The organism is Dietzia sp. WMMA184, assembly GCF_002441635.1.
Taxonomy (GTDB): Bacteria; Actinomycetota; Actinomycetes; order Mycobacteriales; family Mycobacteriaceae; genus Dietzia; species Dietzia kunjamensis.
In genome coordinates this window covers 209,374-230,640 of sequence record NZ_NXEI01000001.1, presented here as the reverse complement: position 1 = coordinate 230,640, position 21,267 = coordinate 209,374, and the positions used below count along the sequence as shown (strand labels likewise).

General features: G+C 70.6%; 13 protein-coding genes. 4 read left to right on the top strand and 9 right to left on the bottom strand.

Going from position 1 to position 21,267, the window contains the following annotated elements; translation table 11 throughout:
• Positions 1-50: 50 nt before the first annotated feature.
• Genes CK206_RS01045 through CK206_RS01030 form a run of 4 tightly spaced genes read right to left on the bottom strand, consistent with a single transcriptional unit; the run spans position 51 to position 7,562 of the window.
• Positions 51-2,687 carry an AAA family ATPase gene (locus tag CK206_RS01045; protein ID WP_096905246.1) on the bottom strand — a complete coding sequence of 879 codons (2,637 nt, stop codon included), beginning with the start codon at positions 2,685-2,687 and terminating at the stop codon, positions 51-53.
• Positions 2,684-3,871, bottom strand: coding sequence for a metallophosphoesterase (locus CK206_RS01040; RefSeq protein WP_096905245.1), 1,188 nt, complete (start codon positions 3,869-3,871; stop codon positions 2,684-2,686). Before CK206_RS01040 ends, CK206_RS01045 begins: the two co-directional genes overlap by 4 nt.
• A 50-nt stretch (positions 3,872-3,921) precedes the next feature.
• On the bottom strand, positions 3,922-4,677 hold the full coding sequence (locus CK206_RS01035) for a hypothetical protein (protein WP_096905244.1): 756 nt from the start codon (positions 4,675-4,677) through the stop codon (positions 3,922-3,924).
• Positions 4,674-7,562 carry a DEAD/DEAH box helicase gene (locus CK206_RS01030; protein WP_254050436.1) on the bottom strand — a complete coding sequence of 963 codons (2,889 nt, stop codon included), beginning with the start codon at positions 7,560-7,562 and terminating at the stop codon, positions 4,674-4,676. Before CK206_RS01030 ends, CK206_RS01035 begins: the two co-directional genes overlap by 4 nt.
• 158 nt (positions 7,563-7,720) lie before the next feature.
• Here CK206_RS01030 and CK206_RS01025 point away from each other — a divergent pair, with 158 nt between their 5' ends.
• Positions 7,721-8,476: an HNH endonuclease family protein gene (locus CK206_RS01025; RefSeq protein ID WP_173674748.1), complete on the top strand. Its 756-nt coding sequence runs from the start codon at positions 7,721-7,723 to the stop codon at positions 8,474-8,476.
• A 9-nt stretch (positions 8,477-8,485) separates the two neighbouring features.
• Here CK206_RS01025 and CK206_RS01020 read toward each other — a convergent pair whose 3' ends face one another.
• Genes CK206_RS01020 through CK206_RS01000 form a run of 5 tightly spaced genes read right to left on the bottom strand, consistent with a single transcriptional unit; the run spans position 8,486 to position 14,974 of the window.
• Entirely contained in the window at positions 8,486-10,528 is a 2,043-nt protein-coding gene (locus CK206_RS01020) for a DEAD/DEAH box helicase (RefSeq protein ID WP_096905242.1), read from the bottom strand.
• Between the two features lie 55 nt (positions 10,529-10,583).
• Positions 10,584-11,819, bottom strand: coding sequence for an MFS transporter (locus CK206_RS01015; RefSeq protein ID WP_067718383.1), 1,236 nt, complete (start codon positions 11,817-11,819; stop codon positions 10,584-10,586).
• Complete coding sequence (locus tag CK206_RS01010) at positions 11,816-13,150, bottom strand: M20/M25/M40 family metallo-hydrolase (RefSeq protein ID WP_096905241.1); 1,335 nt, start codon at positions 13,148-13,150, stop codon at positions 11,816-11,818. The genes CK206_RS01015 and CK206_RS01010 overlap by 4 nt, the downstream gene beginning before the upstream one ends.
• Positions 13,147-14,343: an alanine racemase gene (locus CK206_RS01005; RefSeq protein ID WP_096905240.1), complete on the bottom strand. Its 1,197-nt coding sequence runs from the start codon at positions 14,341-14,343 to the stop codon at positions 13,147-13,149. The genes CK206_RS01010 and CK206_RS01005 overlap by 4 nt, the downstream gene beginning before the upstream one ends.
• Positions 14,336-14,974 (bottom strand): TetR/AcrR family transcriptional regulator, encoded by a 639-nt coding sequence (locus CK206_RS01000; protein WP_096905239.1) that lies wholly within the window; start codon positions 14,972-14,974, stop codon positions 14,336-14,338. The genes CK206_RS01005 and CK206_RS01000 overlap by 8 nt, the downstream gene beginning before the upstream one ends.
• A gap of 142 nt (positions 14,975-15,116) precedes the next feature.
• Between CK206_RS01000 and CK206_RS00995 the strand changes: the two genes are divergently transcribed.
• The 3 genes from CK206_RS00995 (at position 15,117) to CK206_RS00985 (ending at position 21,184) form a co-directional block, all read left to right on the top strand.
• A complete protein-coding gene (locus CK206_RS00995; protein WP_096907208.1) occupies positions 15,117-16,451 on the top strand; it encodes a D-arabinono-1,4-lactone oxidase in 1,335 nt (444 codons plus the stop codon).
• Positions 16,452-16,534: 83 nt separating this feature from the next.
• The gene (locus CK206_RS00990; RefSeq protein WP_067718393.1) at positions 16,535-17,230 is read left to right on the top strand and encodes a hypothetical protein; all 696 of its coding nucleotides are present in this window, start codon (positions 16,535-16,537) and stop codon (positions 17,228-17,230) included.
• Between the two features lie 129 nt (positions 17,231-17,359).
• The gene (locus tag CK206_RS00985) at positions 17,360-21,184 is read left to right on the top strand and encodes a multifunctional oxoglutarate decarboxylase/oxoglutarate dehydrogenase thiamine pyrophosphate-binding subunit/dihydrolipoyllysine-residue succinyltransferase subunit (protein ID WP_173674747.1); all 3,825 of its coding nucleotides are present in this window, start codon (positions 17,360-17,362) and stop codon (positions 21,182-21,184) included.
• The last annotated feature ends 83 nt before the right edge of the window (positions 21,185-21,267 follow it).

Here is a 21,267-nt window from a genome sequence, read left to right as displayed (position 1 = left end):
TCGGCATTCCTCCACCACCGCTCCGGGGCGCCCGCCGCCGTCAACGGCGTTCACTCGCGATCGGCGCCAGACCTCTGCATGACGTGGGTGTGTGCGCCCCCGATGCCCGCGAACCGGGCGCGGTCGCACGTGAGCACGATGACCTGTGACGTCGCCGCAGCCGCGGCGATGACCGCTCCCATGGTGAGTCGGCGAGAGGGATCCGTATAGCCCATGGTGTCGTCGAGGAAAACGGGGACGCCGTCGTCACCGACGAGTCGCGCACAGGCGATCCGGACGATCACCGCCAACTGCTCCCTGGCGCCCCCGGACAGCGATTCGTAGTCGACGGTCACATCCCCGACCCGCCTGGACAGGATGGTCAGATCCTCGCCGAGCCTCACGTCGAAGTCACGCCCGTACACGAGGGAACCGAGTTCGACGACCGCCCTGTGGAACGGGGCCTGGTACGCGAGCAGAGCCTCCGATCGACGCGCCGCGAGTGTGCGGTGGAGCAGGTCCGCCGCACGGGCTCGGCGCCACAGCGCTGCGTTCTCCCTCTCCGCCGCCTCGAGTTCGCGCTCGGCGGAAGCGACCCCCTCGAGCCGGCCCTGGTCGCCGATCGCGTTGACCCGGCCCATCGACGTGGCGACGGCAGCAGCCGATTCGCGTTCCTCGGCGGCCAGTGAGGACAGTGAGGCCCGGGCGTTGTCCAGCAGACCGGGCGGCGCGTCGGCGAGCGCCTCGTCCAATTCCGCCTTCGCCTCCCGTGCCTTCTCACGGGCGGTCTCTGCGCGGAGGCGCGCCTCCCCCGCCCTCTCGTCGAGGCTGAGATCCGGGGTGGCGTCACGCGCGGCCGACAGCGCCTCCCCGCACTCACCGTGCCGGCCGGCTGCCTCGTCTGCCAGTGCGATACGGGTCGCGTACTCGGTGCGGAGTGTTTCGGCCTCGGCGGATGCGGCGCGATCCTCCGCCCTGCAGCGGACGACCGATTCCTCCGCGGCGGCGTACTCGGTCTCCGGATCGTCCTCCCCCTCCGCGACGGCTCCGCCTTCCCGCCCCTCCGCGACCTGGCCGGACGGCACGGTCCCGGCCGGGACCCGTGAGCGCAGGTCGTCCCGCCTCGCGGTGAGATCATCCGCCGTCTCGCCGCCGAGGAGGTCCGATCGCCGTCGACGCAGTGCCTCGATCTCGGCACGCAGCGCGCCCGTCCGCCGGGAGCGTTCCTCCGCCTCCGTGGGGTTCTCCACGCCGAGCTCCGCGAGAAGGTGGTCCAGCCGGAGGCGAGCGGACTGCTCGTCCCGTCGGACGGAGTCCGTGTCACCCGCGGGGACGACAGTCAGCGAGACCGCCCCGACCTCGAAGACGGTGTCCTCCACGATCTCGTGCGTCCACCCCGCAGACGCATCGAGGCCCTCCCCTCCGACCCGGAACTCGCCCTCCCCGGTGATCTCCACCCGGGGAGCACTGGCTGCGGACCGGATGACGGCCTCCCGCAGCGTCTCGTCCGCGCGGCGGATGGCGTCGACCGAGTCATCGGCGACGTCGACCGCGGCGAGCTCCGCCTCCTTGCGGCGCAGCTCGTCCCCCACCTCTGTCAGGGTCCCGAGCAGTCGTTCCAGGTGCTCGAGGTCCGCACGCCTGCGGTCGCCCTCCTCGACCGCGCGTGCGGCATCGAGGCGGGTGCGGGCCCGGATCACTCGCTTCTCCGCCGCCTCCAGTTCGGCCCGCGCCCGACGGGCCCGCTGCTGGGCGGGTTCCAGCCTCTCGGCCGCGGTGGCGGCAGCCGCCCGCAGATCGGTCTCCCTCCGCTGTTCGGTCATCGCCCTGTCGATGAGTTCCCGACGCTCTCGTTGCTCGCGCAGCGCGGCGTCATGCGCGGCCACCGCCCGGTCGACCTCGGCGTCGGCGGATGCGCTGACCCCTCTGAGGTCCGCGACTGCCCGGCCCGCGGCCTCGAGACGCCCGACTTCCTTCTCGAGCGTGGCGAGCGAGTCGAGTCGCGCGCGATGGACTGCGGACCGGGCTTCGTGGTCCGCGACCGCCGCGTCGAGTTCCGCGTGCCGGGCGCGTGCCTCGGACAGCGCGGCCCGCGCCTCGGTGAGCCGGGACTCCGACCGCGCCAGGTCACCGGTCGGCTCGCCCCGCCGCGCAGTGAGATAGCGATTGCGTTCCTCCGCGACGCGCTCGACCAGCGAGTCGTCACCGGTCGGGTCCTCACCGCCCGCCGCGGCGTCCAACGCGCGGCGGAGAGAGTCCATACCCTTGGCCGCGTCGACCTGGCCCAGAGGTTCGTCCTGGGCTATGCGCAGGGCGCGCCACAGTGACCTGTCGACCTGACGGTCCAACAGGTCGCGGACGAAGTCGTGGGCGTCGTCTCCCGCCATCGCCGTGCGTGCCGAACCCGGGAACTCGAGGGAGGTGCGCTTGCCGCGGACGAACTCCTTGCGGTAGCGCATCCGTTCGCCGTCGACGGAGAACTCGGCCTCCACCACCACGGGGACGTCCCTGCCGACAGGGCTGGCGGCCTTGATCTCGGCACGCCCGGACGAGGCCTTGTGCTCGAGCAGCATCTCGAGGGCGTCCATGAGGCTGGTCTTCCCCGACTCGTTGGGGCCCTCGATCACCAGCACCCCACGTGGGGGCAGGTCGACCTCTTCGCGCATCACCCCGCGGAAGTCCTCGATCGTCAACCGGTGCAGGATCATCGCGTTCCCCCGTCCACGAGCCGGTACAGCAAGCTCAGGGCGTGCCCGGCATCCTCGGCGTCCACCCCCCCGGTGGCCGCCATGTCGACGAGGTCCGCGACCGCTCGACCCGCGTACCCGTCCACGAGATCCGTGAAGTCCGAGTCCTCCGCGCGGACCACGAGGTGGGTGCGTGACTGGCGCAGGTACGCGGAGGCGAACACCGCGTCCCAGGTCTCCAGGAGCGCATCGATCCGCGCGCGCAGGGCCACCCCGACGGTGCCGGTCAGCCCCAGTTTCAGCACGGTGCGCGGCTTGTCCTGCACCGCCTCGATCCGCTCGGCGAGGGAGTCGAGGTCCCCGTCCGTATCGATCTCCGCGTCCACCGCCAGGAAGGACCACCGGCCCGTCGCCAGCGGGGTGACCTCGCACGCTCGCCTCTCCCCCGACGGACCTCTCCCACCGAGCTCGACCAGCAGGACGTTGCCGGAGTCCTTCTCCACGTCGTCGAAGTCCGTGGTCTCCGGACTCCCCGAGAACCAGATGCGCCCGCCGGAGCCCACGCGGGTGACCGAGTGCCTGTCCCCGAGCGCCACGTAGTCCAGGCGGCGGGACTCGATCGCCTCCTCCAGCGAAGCCACGGCGATCGCCTCCACCGACGGGGAGTGCCCGCCGTAGATCTCGTCGGTACCCCCGTGCGCCACGAGGACCCGCACGGAGTCAGTGGGTTCGAGAGACGCCAGAAGCGCCGGTAACCGCGAGGGGTCCGGGCGCTTGGACGTCCACGGGACGCCGACCACCTCGACGCCGGGGACGATCTCGACCGGGCCCGAACCGTCGAGGACCACGACGGCCCCGCCCTCGAGCGCCGGGGAGAAGTCCCTGCACCGGAACACCGAGGACACGTCCAGTGGATCGTGATTGCCCGGCAGCACCAGCACCGGCACCGGGAATGCGGACAGGGCCTCGACCGCGCGGAGTACCACCGACCGGGGTACCGCGTTGTCCTCGAACACGTCGCCCGCGACCACCACGAACTGTGCCCCGTGTCGCTCCGCCAACCCACCGAGTGCCTCCACGGCCGCGAGCCTGTCCGCCGTGAAGACGGCCTGGGACTCGTCTCCGAGGAACCGCCGGGTCATACCGAGCTGCCAATCGGCTGAGTGGAGGAATCGGATGGCGTCGCCGTCCCGTGGGTTGGTCATGGCCGCATCGTAGGACGCGGGTCCGACAGGCTACGCATCGGCGGCCCGCCTCACCGCGGTCGGTACCGGCCGAACGCGTCGAGGAAGTCCTCGAGGTCCGCCACCACCCGGAGTTGCTCGAGCGCGTCGTTGGTCGCCGCCGCGGCGAGCCTGCGGGTGACGGGCGCGTCCAGCAGGTCCTCGAGACCGGCCGGTCCGGGTGACGGCGACGCCGGCAGGATCGGCTCACCACCCCACAGCGCCTCCTCCACGTCGAAGGACACCTCGTCGTCGTCCCCTCCGCCCCGGAGGACGGCGCCGAGTTGCTCGGGTCGCAGACCCCTGAGCTCGAACAACACCTCCGGCCGGGAGTCCCACCACTCGACCATGATGTAGGCGGCCGCCAGCACGTGTCGGCAGGGGCCGGGTTGCACCGGACAGTGGCAGGTGAACGCGGTTGCCCCGTGCACCGCGGGCAGGAGGAGGAACCCGACGGTGTCGGAGAAGTCCCCGGCCAGGGCGCCGAGCACGCCCCGTTCCTCCCGCCTGAGGGCGGTGCGCAGGGCGTCGGAGTCGGTGTCGTCAAGCGGGGCGAACGTGAACTCCACTGTGAAGGGTTCCGGTCTGCTCCCGTCGACGTCGATCCGGACCGACCGGCCCGAGTGGTGCAGGGAGAGGACCTTGTCCTTGCGGGCGTCCTGTCGGGCCATGTGGGCGTCACCCCGGGAGACCCCGGATTCGATGTCACTCGCCCAGCGTCTGCTCCACATGTGTGCGCCGAACTGCCCGGCCCGGGACCTCGCCCGGATGCCCGCTTCGCCGCTCACGGTTCGTCCCGCCCCACGTCGGTGAACTCGACGAGTGCCGCCAGGTCCGCGTCCGCGAGCTCGGTCAGCGCGCCTGCCAACGGTCCCAGCGTCAACTCCGCGAGGTCCCGCTTGGCTTCGAGGAGTTCGTCGATACGGTCCTCGACCGTGCCCGGTGCGACGAGCGTGCGCACCTGGACCACCCGGGTCTGGCCGATGCGGTGGACCCGGTCGGTGGCCTGGTTCTCCACCGCCGGGTTCCACCAGCGATCCAGGTGTACGACGTGGTTGGCCTCGGTGAGGGTCAGTCCGGTCCCTCCCGCGCGTAGCGACGCGAGCATCACCGGTGGGCCGTGCGATGCCTGGAACTCCTCGACCATCTGAGCCCGTCCGGCCGCGGTGACCCCGCCGTGCAGGAATGGCACGGCGGTGGCGGCCCGACGCTCGAGTAGGGGCAGGATCAGATCGCCGAACGCCCGGTACTGGGTGAACAGCAGCACCTTCTCCCCCGCGTCGAGGATCTCGGTGAGGACCTCGTCGAGTGCGGCGAGTTTGCCCGAACGGTGGCGGCCGCCGCGCAGGAGTGCGGACCCGTCCCCGAGGTAGTGGGCGGGGTGGTTGCACACCTGCTTCAGGGCTGTGAGCCCCGAGAGGATGGCGCCCTTGCGGGCGGCCCCCTCGGACTCCTTGACCTGTTCCATCATGTCCTTGACGACCGCCCGGTACAGGGTCGCCTGCTCACGGGTCAGCGGCGAATCGACCCTGATGTGTTGCTTGTCCGGGAGATCGGCGACCACGCGGGGGTCGGATTTGAGGCGGCGCAGCACGAACGGTGCGGCGAGTGCCCGGAGCCTCGATGCCGCGGCCTCGTCGCGGTGGGACTCGATGGGGATCGCGAACCGGGCACGGAAGGTGCTGGCCGAACCCAACATCCCCGGATTGGCGAAGTCCAGGACGGCGCGGAGCTCGTCCAACCGGTTCTCCACCGGTGTCCCGGTCAGCGCGATCCGGTGCTCCGCCGGGATCGAGACGACGGCGCGCGCGACCGAGGTGGAGGGGTTCTTGATGGTCTGGGCCTCGTCGGCGACCAGCCGCCGCCAGGCCACCCGGGCGAGGAGTTCCGCGTCCCGGGACGCCGTCCCGTAGGAGGTCAGCACGAGGTCGGCGGCTCCGAGTAGTGTGGCCGCGTCGTCACCCCGTTCGCGGGCCGGTCCGTGATGGACGTGGATCCGCAGCTCCGGGGCGAACGTCGCCGACTCCCGGGCCCAGGTGGCCACCAGGGTGAGCGGCGCCACGACGAGAGTGGGGCCGGTCCGGCCCGCCGCGTGCTCGGACGCGGTGAGCGCGAGCACCTGCATGGTCTTTCCGAGCCCCATGTCATCGGCCAGCACGGCGCCGACATCGGCGCTGGACAGCGCGGTCAACCACCGCACCCCCTCCAGTTGGTACGGACGGAGCGTGGCGCGGAACCAGGGTGGGAGGTCGACCGGGATCGACGACGACGAGGGGATCCAGTCGATGGTCGTGGGCGCCTCCACCTCGACGCCCTCGCCTTCCTCGGACATCAGGGCGGCGACCAGTGCGGGTGCCGTGACCCGCCCCCCGCGCCGCGCGGCGAGGAAGCGGGCCGCCCGACGCAGTGCACCGGGGTCCGCCCGGACCCATTGGCCGCGGAGCTTGACCAGATCGGACGCGGCGTCGAGGAGCATCTGGGCCTCGGCGGGGTCGAGGGGGACGTCGTCGACGACCATCTCCCAGTTCACGTCCGCCAGCTGATCGAGCCCGAGCCGGCGACCCGAGTCGACGTTCTCGGTGCCCGGCTCCGTGACCGAGACCCGGACGGCGGTCCGCACCCTGGTCCAGGCTCGCGGCAGGAGGATCTCGACACCTCTCCCCCGTAGTGCCTCCACCCCCTCGTCGACCAACTGCACCACCAGGTCGGTGGGCATCATCAGGTCCGGACTGCCGGCGGTGTGGGTGGCACGCCCCAGCGGTGGCCACGACCGGACCGCCCGGTCGACGACGTCGCGCACCGCGTCACCCACGGCCGACGTATCGGGCAGCTCGGTGAAGGGCCGAAGGGAATCGTTGCCCGTGCGCACCAGCGTCTCCAGCCGCCACAGGATCTCCCCGGGCGCGGCGTGCCCGGCCCCGCCGTCGGAATCGCCCGGGCCCTCGTCGTCACCGCCGGTCGGCTCGACGATCCGGAACACCACCTCGACGTCCCGCGCCGCCGCCGCCCGTCCGAACTCGCCGATCGCTTCCGCCAACGCCTGGCCCCCGGACGTCACGCCCCCGCCCGTGATCAAGGCCGTGCCCAGGTCGCTCCGGCGATCGCCCGCCAGGGGCGCCAGGGCCATCCGCGCGTGCTGGTCCGCCAGGGCGGCGAGTAGTCGGTCGAGGTCCTCGCGGTTCGCCACCAGCCCGTGGCACCGGGACAGGCTCTCCGCTGCCCACGCCGACACCACGGGTGAGGCGGCGAGAGTCCATGACGCGTCCCATGCGCCCTCCGAACGGCCGAGGACGGGGACGACGTGCCCCGCACTCACGAAGGCGGCCACGCCCGACGAGAGCGCCGCGAGGGCCCGCAGCCCGGATCCGACCCAGTGGTCGGTGGCGTCGACCATCCCGCACAGATCCACCGCCGCGCCGACCGAGACCCGGATCCCCGGCACCGTCGCGGTCCGGACCCGGCCCTCGACCGGGGCACGAACCCCGATCCGGTGCGTCAGCGAGTAGCGCTCCAGGAACCGGATCACCTCAGGCGGGGCTCCGGCCCGGCCCACAGCCGTGACCTCGGCGGCGGGGGCGATCGATACCGGCCTACGCAATCCCGTCTCGCACCACAAGCCGACGACCCCGGACTGCCACACGGCGTGTAGTCGGGGTGCGGCGGTCGGGGTCACGTGCACATGTAAGCACGTGGGTCCGACAGCGGGCCGGCGTGCTCCCCTGAGAGGTACGGGCGAGGCCGCCGTCCACAGGCGCCCACCTGTCCACAGTCCCGCCCTGCCGCCCCCCTCGGCGGGCGGGAGCCGGCGACCCCCCGCGTCAGACTCGATGCGTGAGCCATGATCCCCGTACCCGGAGGCACCTTGCTGGCCGAGTCGTGCCGCCGCCCGCACCCCGGGCGCTCGCCCTGGCCCTCGTCGTGCTCGGCGTGCTGGCCGCCGTGTGGTGGTCCGGCCAACCGCCCCGCTCCGTCCCGGGCAGCCCACCGCGGGACGCGGTGGAGGCACTGCTCGACGCGGTCGAGGTGGTGGAGTCGCGGAACCCCGCTCCCGGGTACGAGCGGGACTGCTCGGGCGCGTCAGGGTGCGTGTTCGGCCCGGCCTGGAGTGACACGACCGGGGCGCCGGGTGCCGGAAACGGGTGCTCCACCCGTCACGATGTCCTGGCCCGCGACCTCGTCGGCGGCACCAGGACACCCGGGGCACGGTGCGAGGTGTCTGGCGGAGTCCTGACCGATCCGTACACCGGCAGGCTCGTCGACGCGGGCACCACGGGGGTGCGCGGCATCCACGTCGACCACGTCTACCCGCTCTCGGCGGCGTGGGACCTGGGGGCGTGGTCGTGGCCGGCCGGGCGCCGTGCCGCGTTCGCCAACGACATCGACCGGAACCTGCTCGCCGTCACAGCGTCGGTCAACACCGGCAAGAGCGACTCGACCCCGGCGGACTGGCTACCCCCGGATCCCGGTCGACACTGCTTCTACGCCTCCCGGTACCTCACCGCGGCCGTCGCCTACGGCCTGCCGGTGACGAGGGCCGACCATGACGCTCTCGCCGGTGCGGTCCGGCGGTGCCCGACCGGCCCGTAGGGCCCGGCGTCAGTGGCGGTCCGGGCCCCCGCCGGAACGCCCGCGGAACCCGCCACCGCGGCGGTCGTCGTCACCGCGGCGGAAGCCCCCACGGTCGTCGCGCTTCTCGTCACGGCCGCCGCGCCGGTCACCACGGTCACCTCGGTCGCCACGGTCATCGCGACGGGGTCCGCCGCCACGCGGCTTGCCGCCCCTGTCGTCCCGGAACGACGACGGACGACCCGTCGGAGCGCCGGAGTCGGGGCGGATGTCGATCTCGGAACCCCCGACCCGGATTCCCTTCATCGAGTTGAGCTGGTCCGCGGGGAGATCCGCCGGCAGCTCGACGATCGAGTGGTCGAACCGGATCGAGATGCGTCCGATGTCACCGCCCCGGAGCCCGGCCTCGTTGGCCAGGGCGCCCATGATCGAGCCGGGCTTGACGTTGTTCCGCTTACCCACGGCGATCCGGTACTGCCCCATGTTCTTCCCCGACCGCGACGGACGCGGCCCGTCCGAGAAGTCGCGTGCCGGCCGCTCGCGACGGTCGTCCCGGCGCGGCGGGCGCTCGGGCTCCCGCATGAGGAAGTCGTCCGAGTTCCGCGACTGGGTCGCCAGAGCGGCGGCGATGTCGGACATCGAGACCGAGTGCTCGGAGGCGTACTCCTCCACCAGTCGGCGGAAGAGCGCGATGCTCGGGTCCTCGAGGCTCTCGGTGATCGACTGTGCGAACTTGGCCATCCGCATCTCGTTGACGTCGTCCACGCTCGGGAGCTGGATCTCGGTCAACGGTTGGCGGGTGGCCCGCTCGATCTGGGAGAGGAGCCGGCGCTCGCGCGGGGTGACGAAGAGCAGCGCCTCACCGCTCCTACCGGCGCGACCGGTCCGGCCGATCCGGTGGATGTAGGACTCGGTGTCGTGCGGGATGTCGTAGTTGACGACATGGCTGATCCGGGGGACGTCGAGACCCCGGGCGGCCACGTCGGTGGCGACGAGGATGTCCGTGCGACCGTCCTTCAGCGCCTCGATCGTGCGCTCACGCAGGTTCTGCGGGATGTCGCCGTTGATGGGCGCGGCGGAGAACCCCCGTGCACGGAGTCGCTCTGCCAGCTCCTCGGTGGCGGACTTCGTCCGGACGAACAGGATCATCGCGTCGAAGTCCTCGACCTCGAAGATCCTCGTCAGAGCGTCGAGCTTGTCCCGGTGGTTGACCAGGACGTAGCGCTGCGTGATGTTCGGCGCGGTCGACGTCTTCGACGCCACCTTCACCTCGGTCGGATTGGTGAGGTACTTCTGCGAGATCCGCCGGATGGCGGCGGGCATGGTCGCCGAGAACAGGGCCACCTGGGTCGTCTCCGGGGTGTCCGACAGGATCCGCTCGACGTCCTCCTGGAACCCCATCGCGAGCATCTCGTCGGCCTCGTCCAGGACGAGGTGCCGCAGACCCGACAGGTCCAACGTGCCCTTCTTCAGGTGGTCGATCACACGCCCCGGGGTGCCGACGATGATCTGCGCACCGCGCCGCAGCCCCGAGAGCTGGATGCCGTAGGCCTGCCCGCCGTAGATGGGCAAGACGTTCACCTGCGGCATGTTCGCCGAGTACGTGACACAGGCCTCGGCGACCTGGAGGGCGAGCTCTCGGGTCGGCGCCAGGATGAGGGCCTGGGGGCTCTTCACCGCCGGGTCGATCAGCGACAGGATGGGCAGCGCGAACGCGGCGGTCTTACCGGTGCCGGTCTGTGCCAGGCCGACCACGTCACGCCCCTCGAGGACCAGCGGGATCGTCGCGGCCTGGATGGCGGAGGGGACTTCGTAACCCACGTCCCTGACCGCCTGCGCGACCGCGGGGGCCAGCCCCATGTCGGCGAACGTCACCTCGGGCTCGTCCTCACCGCCGGCTGCAGGGGCGGCGGCGCCGGTGCGCGCGGGCGCGGCCGTGTCCGCAGCGCCGTTGTCCGCGGCGCCATTGTTCGCGGCGCCGTTGTCCGCGGCGGAGGCTGGTTCGGGATTGCTGGCGTCGGTGTCGACCTCGTCGCCGGCGGTGGCGGTACGGTCCTCGTCGTTGTTCTCCATGAGGTTTTACATTCTACGGCGTCCGGGGGCTGTTGAGCGACACGGCTGCCGCAGGTCACTCCCCCGTGGTCACCGGGTTCGTGGCCTCACGGGTCTCCTCGGCGATGATCCACGGGATCGCGGCCCCCAATAGGAGCACACCGGACACCGCGAACCCCGCCTTGTAGCCCAGCAGGTCCACCACCAGCCCCACCACGACCGGTCCCAGGATCGCTCCGGAGTCGCTGGCCATCTGGAAGGTGGCGAGGACCTTGCCGCCTGCCCGGTCCGCGCCGATCACGTCCGCGACAGCGGCCTGTTGCGACGGGTTGAGGATCCCGGCGCCCATCCCGGCGATGACCGAGGCCGCCACGAGCAACGGCACGGTGTCACACCAGCCCAGGACGAGGGTGGTGACACCGGAGATCACCAGACCAAGGATCACCATCGGACGTCGCCCGTACCTGTCGGACAACCACCCGGCCGCGGAGACCACCGAGGCGGTCCCCACCGCGAACGACGCCAGCGCGGTGCCGGCGATACCGGCGCCGGCATCGAAGTTGGCCGCGGCGAACAGCGGGACGATGGCGACCCGCACACCGAACGAGGTCCACCCGTTGACGAAGCTGGAGATCAGCGCGGCACGGTACCCGCTGTGCCGTAGCGCCTCGGCGACCGGGAGGGGTTCCTGCTCGGGGGACCCGTCGTCGGGTGAGGGCCGTCGGCCCCCGCGGAGGAAGACCGCCACCACGCCGGTCGCCACCAGCAGCGTGCCGGCGTAGACGAAGAACGGGATGCGCATGCCGAAGCCCGCCAACAATCCGCCCAGAACCGGACCGCCGATATTGCCGATGAGGAACGCGGTCGCGTACAGGCCGGCGATCCGTCCCCGGGCGCCGGGCGGGGACAATCTGGTGAGCAGGGCCATCGCGGAGATCGTGAACATCGTCGACCCGAGACCGCCGAGACCGCGGAAGACCAGGAGCTGCCAGTAGTTCTGCGCCAGCCCGGTCGCCAACGTGGAGACCACCACGATGAGGAGACCGGACATGTAGACCCACCGCTCGCCGAGTTTGTCGACGAGGAACCCACCGGCCGGCGCGAACACCAACCTGAAGAACGCGAATGCGCTGACGATGACCGACGCCGCCGTGACCGACACGTCGAAGCTGCGGGCGAACTGCGGCAGCACCGGGGCGACCAGACCGTAGCCGATCGCCACGGCGAACGCGGCCGCGACGAGGACCCAGACGTCCGCGGGCAGGCGGGTCCGCGCAGACGGCGTCGGATGTCCGGTGAGCGCGCCCCTCACGCGGATCGGAGCACTCGGGCGAGCACGTCGGCACCGAAATGCAGTGCGTCCACCGGTACCCGCTCGTCCACGGCGTGGAAATGGCCGAAGACGTCGAACTCGTCGGGCACGCGCAGTGGGACGAACCCGTAGCCGTCGATCCCGAGCGGGGCCAGATGCTTGTTGTCCGTGCTGGCGGGCAACAGGTACGGCACGACCATGGCATCGGGGTCGGATTGCCTGACGGCCTCGCGGATCACCTCCACGAACGGGGCGTCGGCCGGTGCGGCGATCGGTGGTTCCCAGATCCACTCGACCGTCACGTCGGGGCCGAGCTCCTGCTCGATCTCGGCACGGAACGTGTCCTCACCTCCGGGGAGTACTCTGCAGTCGATCTCCGCGCGTGCCTCGGTGGGGATGACGTTGGTCTTGTACCCGGCGGACAGGACCGTCGGTGAGGCGGTGTGGGACAGCGAGGCGGAGACGAGGGGCCCGAAGTGCCCGAGGACCTCGAGCCGATCCGGCAGTTCGGCGACCTCGCCGCTTCCTCCGGCCAGCCGACCGACCGCCGCGGCCAGCGCGGTGTTTGCCTCGGTCGGCTGCACCGGAAAGTCGAGATCGGCCACGCGATGAACCGCCCCGGCGATCGCGGCGACGGCGTTGTCCCCGGTCGGGCGGGACGCGTGTGCGGCGGTCCCGTGTGCGGTCACCGTGGCCCAGGCGACGCCCTTCTCGGCGACGGCGATCGGGTAGAGGCGGCGGCCGTCGACCGGTACCGACCAGCCCCCGACCTCGCTGAGCGCCTGGGTCATGCCGTCGAAGATCTCGGGCCGCTCCCGGACCACCCACTTGGCACCCATGATCCCCGCGGCCTCCTCATCCGCGAAGAACGCGAGCAGCAGCGGCCGCCGGGGCACGATCCCCTCCCGGCGGTAGTGGCGGACCACCGCGAGCATCATGCCGATCATGTTCTTCATGTCGACGGTGCCTCGTCCGTAGAGCCAGCCGTCGCGGATCTCACCGGCGAACGGCGGGACGGTCCAGTCCTCGGCGACCGCGGGGACGACGTCGACGTGTCCGTGCACGACCAGTCCGCCCGCGTCCGGGTCGGCTCCCTCGACCCGGGCGAACAGGCTCCCTCGTCCGGGAACAGACTCCACGAGTTCGCTGGAGATGCCGACCTCGTCGAGGTACTCGGCGATCCGGCGGCACACCCTCGTCTCGCCGTCGCCGATCGTCGCGGGGTCACCGGTGTTGGTCGAGTCGATCGACACGAGGTTCGCCGTGATCGCGACGGCCTCGGCATGCATCCGCTCCCGCGCCTGCCCGGACATCTGCTGGGCGTCGGTCATCCGAAACACTTCCCTTCACCACGGTAGGTGGGCCAGCGATCCACCACGACGGGCCCGTCAGCAGTCTCGTCCACCACGTGGAGAGTGTCGAACCGCTCGCACAGTTCCCCCGCCTTCGCGTGACGCCACCATGCGCTCTCGCCGATGGCCACCTGCCCCCGCACGGGCGTCTGGACCTCTCCGGCCCCCTCCCGACCGAGGTATCGCAACCCCGCCGGGGCGGCGGGCACCGGGAGCCGGTCGCGCCCCGGGACGCCGGACGCGACGTATCCCCCGTACAGGAACGTGGTGAGACCACGGGCCGGCGTCCGCACGGCGGGCAGTGCGAACAGCAGCGCCGGCCGCGGGGTGAAGGTCCGATAGGCGTCGAACAGCCCCGGCACGTACAGTCCCGATCCCGCGGTGACCTCGGTGACGGCGGGCGCTCCGGCGCTCTCGGCGACGGACCCGGATCCCCCGGAGTTGATGATCTCCGGCGGTGTCCCGGTGATCGACTCGATCGTGGACGCCACCGCCGGTCGCACATCCCGCAGCCGCCGCATCGAGAGCCGTTTGACGACGCCGATCCCCGGTACGTCATCGGGCACCCCGGCCACCTGCGCCTCGTAGAACATCGCGCCCACCACGCGGAAGCCGGTGGCGACGGCCCGCCGTACCAGCGGCTCGACGTCGTCCGGTCCGCGTAGCGGGGAGCGGCGCACGCCCAGGTGGACGGGCCCCAGCCGGAGGGAGCAGTCGACGTCGATGCACACCCGCGCCCCGGACGCCCCCGCCTCCCGTGCGATCTCCAGCTGGCGCGGATGGTCGATCATGAGTGTCACGCAGTCCGGCGCCTGCGGATCTGCTCCGAGGCGTCCCAGGGCCGAGCGGTCGACGGTGGGGTACCCCATCAGGACGTCGTCGCACCCCGATTCCACCAACCACAACGCCTCGTCCAGCGAGTAGGCCATGATCCCGCGGACGGAGTCGTCGCCGCGCAGCCGGTCGCCGAGCACCTCCCGCAGCACGCCTCGGGATCTCACTGACTTGCTCGCCACCCGGATCCTGGTGCCCCCTGCCCGACGGCGTAGGTCGTCCACGTTCGCCCGCAGACTCGGCAGGTGCAGAGCGGCGAGGGGCGCGTCGAGGCCCGCGGTCGCGACCCGGAGCGCGTCGACGACCACGGGGAGGCCGTCCGCCTCCCTGCTAGGCACCGTCGACCGGTCGCGCGTCCCGTACGACGAGGTCGACCGCCCGGTGGAGGAGGTCGTTGGCCTCGTCGTCGTTCCGGTAGATCTGCCACCGCAGGCTGATGCCGGTGATGATCGACAGGACGACGCGCACCATGTCGTCGAGGCCCATCGCCCACTGCACGTCGGCGGACTGCGCCGTGCGCTCGAGCACCGAACGCACGATGGCCTCGTTGGATTCCTGCTGGTCGCGGGCCAGGCCGACTTCGGGCAGCCCGTGGGTCCTCAGCGAGTACGACACGATCTCGTAGGTGAGGAGCTGCCGGTCGGGCGATGCGGAGATCACCGCCCAGATCAGGTCGATCGCCTCGTACAGCCGTCGCCGCAGGCCCTCGGTGCCCCGGATCCCGGAATCGAAGTCAACACTCACGAAGGCCCGGGCGGCCTGGTGGACCTCCGAGTTGACGGCGCCGATGACCTCGCGGAGAAGCTCTTCCTTATCCGTGTAGCAGTAGTGGACGACCCCCAGCGACACGCCCGCCCGTTCGGCCACGCCGCGGACGGTCACCGCACCCAGTCCGTCGTGTTCGGCGATCTCGAGGGCGGCCTCGAGGAGCTGCGCCCGGCGCTGATCGGCAGGAAGTCGTCTGGTCACCCGTCCATGGTACGACGACGAGGTGGACGTGCACACCGTTCACCGCACCCGCTCCCCCGGCGTGCCGGGCGTCCGCCCCCACTCCGGGTCGATGGTCCAGGACCGCCTCCCGCCCCGCCTCGCGCGGGTACCCTCTCCTGCCATGACGACCTCGGTGGCCCCCTGGCAGAACTGGGCCGGCAATGTCCTGGCCTCTCCCTCGGGCCGGTCGCTCCCGACGACCGTTGCCGAGGTGAGCGACGTGGTCACGCGGGCGGCCGAGCGCGGAACCAGGGTCAAGTGTGTCGGCGCGGGCCATTCCTTCACGCCGGCGGCCGCGACGGACGGCGTGCTCGTGTCCCTGGACGACCTGGCCGGCGTGGAATCGATCGTGCCGACCCGCGGCGCTGACGGTCGCGTCGACGGCGCGGACGTGACCGTCTGGGCGGGTACCCGGCTGCACCGACTGGGACCGCTGCTGTGGGAGCTCGGTCTGGCACAGCCGAACCTCGGGGACTTCGCCGAACAGTCCCTCGCCGGGGCGGTGTCGACCGGGACCCACGGCACCGGATGTGCGGCACCGGGCCTACCCGCCACGGTCGTCGGCCTCCAGCTCGTCACCGCCGACGGCGCCGTCCTCACCTGTTCCCGCGAGTCCGACCCCGAGGTGTTCGAGGCGGCCCGCCTCGGGATCGGCGCACTGGGGATCATCACCAAGATGACGATCCGATGCGTCCCGGCCTTCGCACTGCAGGCCGAGGAGCGTCCGTGGACCCTGACCGCCGCACTGGCGGACCTGGAGGGTTTCGCACGTTCCGCCGACCACGCCGAGTTCTTCTGGTTCCCCCACACCGACGCGATCAACGTCAAACGCAACACCCGGTTGCCCGGGGACGCCGAGCTGCACCCGGTGGGACGCATCCGGGGTCTGATCGGCGACGAACTCCTCTCCAACGAGGTCTTCGACGTGGTGTGCCGAGCCGCGACCCGACGTCCGGCGCTGACCCCCCGGCTCAACCGGGTCGCCTCACGGGCTCTGTCCGCACGGGACTTCACCGACCGGAGCTACCGGGTCTTCGCCTCCCCGCGGCGGGTCCGCTTCCGGGAGATGGAGTACGCCGTGCCCGTCGCGGCGGCGGCCGGGGTGTTGCGCGACCTCCGCGACACCATCGACCGCTCCGGCATCGTCACCCCGTTCCCCGTGGAGGTGCGGTTCGCCGCCGCCGACGACGTGTGGATGTCCACGGCGTACGGGCGCGAGGTCTGCTACATCGCCGTGCACCAGTACCACCTGATGGATCACACCGAACTGTTCCGTCTCGCGGAAGGGATCTTCCTCGCCGCCGGCGGGCGACCGCACTGGGGAAAGATGCACACCCGCACCGCGGAGGACCTGTCCGCCATGGTGGACCGCTTCGACGACTTCGTCTCCGTCCGTGACCGTCTCGACCCGGAGCGTGTCTTTGGCAACGACTACACCGAGCGTGTGCTGCCCTGAGCCACCACCCCGCGCGCCTTACGTACGGTGGAGGTTCGAGCCCGGCCCGCCCCCCGCGCCGCCTTGACCTCCAGGAGTGCCCAGTGCCCGATCGAGTGCCCGCTGAATCCGACGTCTCCGGCCCGGCCGCGGGGGTGATCACTGCCGCCCTGCGCCGGGCGATCCGGAGCCAGACCGGTGCCGCCCGTGCCTACGTACGCACACTCCGGGCCCATCACCCCGACGAGAGCCCGGCCCGGATCCGCGAGCGTCTCGACGCGCGGTTCCTGAACACCGTCACCGCGTCCGGTGCGGCCGTGGGCGCCACGGCCGCGGTGCCGGGTCTCGGAACCATCGTCGCCTTCGGCGCGATCGGCGCGGAGTCGCTGGTGTTCCTCGAGGCCGCCGCGTTCTACACGCTCGCTGTGGCCGAGGTCCACGGCGTGGACGTCCGCCACGACGAGCACGAGGAACTGCTGGTCATGACAGTCATGTTGGGAGCGTCCGGCACCGCCATCCTGGCCAACGCGGTCAGCTCGTCGGGAGGGGCGGCCACGGGCGGCTCGTTGGCCGGCCGTGCACTCCGGGTACCCGGGCTGAAGGAGATCAACCGTCGGATGATGACCCGCTTCGTCAGGAAGTTCGCCGTGAAGCGGGCAGGGCTCGCCGTGGGCAAACTGGCACCCGCGGGGCTCGGCGCCGCCGTGGGTGGATGGGGCAACCGGAAGCTGGGGCGGACGGTCGTGGAGACCGCTGATGCCGCGTTCGGCACGCCACCGGACTCGTGGCCCGCCACGTGACCCTGCCGTGACGGGCCGGGGGCATCCCCCTGTCAGGTGAGATCGGAGAGCCCGGCTCGGGCAGAAGGTCTAGCCTGGATCCATTGACGTGTGAAACCCACCACAGAACCAGAGAGGCACCAAGAGATCGTGAGCAACAACGTCTCACAGTTCGGACAGAACCAGTGGCTCGTAGACGAGATGTACGAGCGGTTCGCCAAGGACCCGTCCTCCGTGGACAAGTCCTGGCACGAGTTCTTCGACGCCAACCCGGAGGCCGCCTCCTCCTCCGGTGGTGACTCGACCAACGGCACCTCCCCCGGCAGCTCGGGCGGGAAATCCGGCAAGAGCAGTCGGCCCCGATCGGGAGGTGGGAGCAGTGGGGAATCGGTCACATCAGACAAGAAGCCGTCCGAGATCACCGTCGACGATTCCACCCCCGAGGCGTCCGTTAAGGACATCGCGGCGAAGCCCGCTGCCGACGCCTCGCCCAAGCGCAAGGCCCGCGGGGAGGGGGTGCCCGCCCCGGAGCACAAGTCGGAGGCGCGGAAGAAGTCCGACACCGCGGCGACGAAGAAGCCGTCACGCCCCGAGTACGAGCCCCCCGCGGAGCAGGAGAGCAAGGTCATCCGGGGCGCGGCCAACGCGATCGTCAAGAACATGAACGCGTCGCTGTCCCTCCCCACCGCGACCTCGGTCCGCGCGGTCCCGGCGAAACTGATGGTCGACAACCGGGTGGTCATCAACAACCACCTCAAGCGCACCCACGGCGGGAAGATCTCCTTCACCCACCTCATCGGGTACGCCATGGTCCAGGCCGTCAAGGCCTACCCGAACCTGAACAACCACTACGAGGAGGTCGACGGCAAGCCGAACGTCGTCACCCCGAACGGGATCAACCTCGGTCTGGCGATCGACATGAAGACCAAGGCCGGCCGGTCCTTGGTCGTGGCCGCGATCCGCAACTGCGAGAAGCTCGACTTCCGCGGATTCCTCGACGCCTATGAGGACATCGTCGCCCGCGCCCGCGAGGGCAAGCTGACGATGGACGACTTCTCCGGCGTCACGATCTCGCTGACGAACCCCGGCGGAATCGGCACGGTGCACTCGGTCCCGCGCCTCACCGTGGGCCAGGGCGCCATTCTCGGCGTGGGCGCGATGGAGTACCCCGCCGAGTTCCAGGGCGCGAGTGACGAGCAGTTGGCCAACAACGCCATCGGCAAGATCACCACTCTCACCTCCACGTATGATCACCGGATCATCCAGGGCGCCGAATCCGGCGAGTTCCTGCGTGAGATCCACCGCCTGCTGATCGCGGACGAGTTCTATGACGAGATCTTCGACGTACTCGGCATCCCCTACGAGCCGGTCCGGTGGCGTCAGGACATCACCGACCCGCGGGTGGACAAGGACGCACGCGTCCTCGAGCTGATCGCCGCCTACCGCGACCGCGGCCACCTCATGGCCGACATCGACCCGCTCGACGGGAAGCACGCCAAGCGGCGTCGCACGTTCCACCCGGACCTCGACGTCAACTCCCACGAGCTCACCCTGTGGGACCTCGACCGCAAGTTCTCCGTCGGCGGGTTCGTCGGCAAGGACAAGATGCGGTTGCGGGACGTACTGTCCGCGTTGCGTGCGGCCTACTGCCGCAAGATCGGTATCGAGTACACCCACATCCTCGAGAACGAGCAGCGCCAGTGGATCCAGGAGCGCCTCGAGGGGGTCGACGACAAGCCGACCGTCGCCGAGCAGAAGTACATCCTGTCCAAGGTGAACGCCGCGGAGGCCTTCGAGACGTTCCTGCAGACCAAGTATGTCGGCCAGAAGCGCTTCTCCCTCGAGGGCGCCGAGTCCGTCATCCCGATGATGGACGCGGTGATCGACGAGGCCGCCGAGTTCGGCCTCGACGAGGTCGTGATCGGCATGCCCCACCGCGGGCGGCTCAACGTGCTCGCCAACATCGTGGGCAAGCCCTACCGGCAGATCTTCACCGAGTTCGAGGGCAACATGGACCCCTCCGCCGCGCACGGGTCGGGTGACGTCAAGTACCACCTCGGGGCCGAGGGCATCCAGTACCAGATGTTCGGCGAGAACGAGATCAAGGTGTCGCTCACCGCCAACCCGTCGCACCTCGAGGCCGTCGATCCGGTCCTGGAGGGAATCGTCCGCGCCAAGCAGGACCTCATCGAGGATCCGGAATGGCGCTCCGAGTACCCGGTCGTGCCGCTCATGCTGCACGGTGACGCGGCATTCGCCGGACAGGGAGTGGTCGCGGAGACCCTGAACCTCTCTCAGATCGACGGTTACCGCACCGGCGGCACGATCCACATCGTCGTCAACAACCAGATCGGGTTCACCACGGCGCCCGAGGCCGGGCGCTCCAGCCAGTACTCCACGGACGTCGCCAAGATGATCGGCTCGCCGATCTTCCACGTGAACGGTGACGATCCCGAGGCATGCGTGCGGGTCGCCCGGCTGGCGATGGACTTCCGCCAGCAGTTCAAGAAGGACGTCGTGATCGACCTCGTCTGCTACCGCCGCCGCGGTCACAACGAGGCCGACGACCCGTCGATGACGCAGCCGCGGATGTACGAGGTCATCGACGACAAGAAGAGCGTCCGTCAGTCCTACACCGAGGATCTGGTCGGTCGCGGCGACATCACCGAGAAGGAGGCCGAGAACGCTCTCCGCGACTTCCAGGGTCAGCTCGAGCGGGTCTTCAACGAGGTCCGCGAGCTCGAGAAGCACCCGGTGAAGGCATCCGAGTCGATCCTGCCCAACCAGCCGCTGCCCAAGCGCCTGGTGACGGCGGTGGACGAGTCGGTCGTCCACGCCATCGGCGACGCCTTCGGCAACCTGCCCGCGGACTTCCACATCCACTCGCGGGTGAAGCCGGTCTACGAGGCGCGCCAGAAGATGGCCTACAACGGCAACATCGACTGGGCGTTCGCCGAGCTGCTGGCGATCGGTTCCCTCGTCCTGGAGGGCCGGACCGTGCGTCTCGCAGGTCAGGACTCGCAACGCGGAACCTTCACGCAACGCCACGCCGTGGTGGTCGACAAGACCACGTCGGAGCCCTACTCGCCCCTGCAGAACCTCGAGGACGCCGAGGGCCGCTTCGAGGTGTGGAACTCCGCACTCACCGAGTACGCGGGCGTCGGATTCGAGTACGGCTACTCGGTCGGGGACCCGGAGGCACTGGTGCTGTGGGAGGCGCAGTTCGGTGACTTCGTCAACGGCGCGCAGACCATCATCGACGAGTACATCTCCTCCGGTGAGGCCAAGTGGGGTCAGAAGTCCTCCGTCACCCTTCTCCTGCCGCACGGGCACGAGGGGATGGGCCCGGACCACACGTCCGGCCGCATCGAGCGGTTCCTCCAGCTGTGTGCCGAGGGCTCGATGACCGTCGCGCAGCCGTCGACCCCGGCGAACTACTTCCACCTCATGCGTCGTCATGCCACCGACGGCATCAAGCGGCCGCAGGTGGTCTTCACGCCGAAGTCGATGCTGCGGAACAAGAAGGCCGTCAGCGCGATCTCGGACTTCACCAACGGCAAGTTCCGTTCGGTTCTCGACGACCCGACGTTCGCCGACGGTTCGAAGGACCCGGGCAAGGTCAAGACCATGCTGCTGGTGTCCGGGAAGCTCTACTACGAGCTCGCCGCCCGCCAGGAGAAGGAGGGCCGCGACGACATCGCGATCGTCCGGGTCGAACAGATCCACCCGGTGCCGCACCGCCGGCTGCGCGAGGCGCTGGACCACTACCCGAACCTCACCGAGGTCCGGTGGGTTCAGGAGGAGCCGGCGAACCAGGGAGCGTGGAGCTTCCTCGCCCTGGAGCTGCCCGAGCGCATCGAGGACTTCCCGCCGCTCAAGCGGGTCTCGCGTCGCCCGATGGCCGCGACCTCGACGGGTCTGAGCAAGGTCCACGCCGTCGAGCAGAAGGCGCTGGTGGACCAGGCGTTCGAGTAACCGCCGAATCGGAGGACCGCGGACCTCGAGTGACCGCGTAGGAGGAAGGGCCCGACCACCAGGTCGGGCCCTTCCTCGTGTTC